We start from the raw sequence: 822 nt of genomic DNA on the forward strand, positions 1-822 counted from the left end.
TCTTATAAATACTTGTTTTGATAGTAAAGAAATAACATTGGATAATGATATTAGTAGGGTAGGATTGAATGATGCATTTAGTAAAAGAACTATTGATTTTGTATTTTAAAACATTAGTCTAACACTTTAAGTGGGGCTTTGATATATTGCGATATTAAATATAAAGACAAATTATCTTTTAGCCCTAATGAAATTTATACCTTTAATGCCCCTAGTGTTTATGGTTGGAATTTTCCTAATATAGCTATATTTTAATTTTTAAAAAAGTAGAATAATTTTATTAAAAATATTAAAAAGGAAAATAAATGGGTGCATTTCGTAAGTTTTATATTGTTTGGGTAGTATTTTGTATAAGTGGGTTTGTTATTTCTCCTGCTGTAGGGCATAATCCAAATAGAGTGTATGAATTTTTTGTAATGCTAGGTTGGATTATTTTTCCTTTAATTCTATTAATGCTTTATCGCTTTTTTTCTCTTTGTGAAATAAAGTTTTTGTATATAGCATTGCTATTGTTACTTTATTATCCTATAGCTTTGATATTGTATTACATGTTTTATTATCATAATAGTTTTTATGTTACATTATATATTTTTTTATCATTATTTAAATAAAGGATAATTTTGAAAGAAAAAATCGATAAGCTAAGAGATTATGCCGAGCTTGCACAAGCTAGTTATTTTTATTTTGATTTAGAAGATTGTATATTGCAAGAAAATGAAACTATTATTACCTTAAATGAGCTTTTAAACTTAAGCTATAATGGCAAAATAGCTGGAAAAAAAGAAAAAGTCGGATAAAATATAGTTTTATTATAAAGGTGAA

1 protein-coding gene is annotated in these 822 nt (G+C 24.2%); it reads left to right on the top strand.

The annotated features are described in order from the left end of the window. The first annotated feature begins 620 nt into the window (after positions 1–620). Positions 621–797 carry a hypothetical protein gene (locus tag AJN60_RS09660; protein ID WP_002871628.1) on the top strand — a complete coding sequence of 59 codons (177 nt, stop codon included), beginning with the start codon at positions 621–623 and terminating at the stop codon, positions 795–797. The last annotated feature ends 25 nt before the right edge of the window (positions 798–822 follow it).

The organism is Campylobacter sp. BCW_4323 (assembly GCF_001763115.1).
GTDB lineage: Bacteria > Campylobacterota > Campylobacteria > Campylobacterales > Campylobacteraceae > Campylobacter_D > Campylobacter_D jejuni.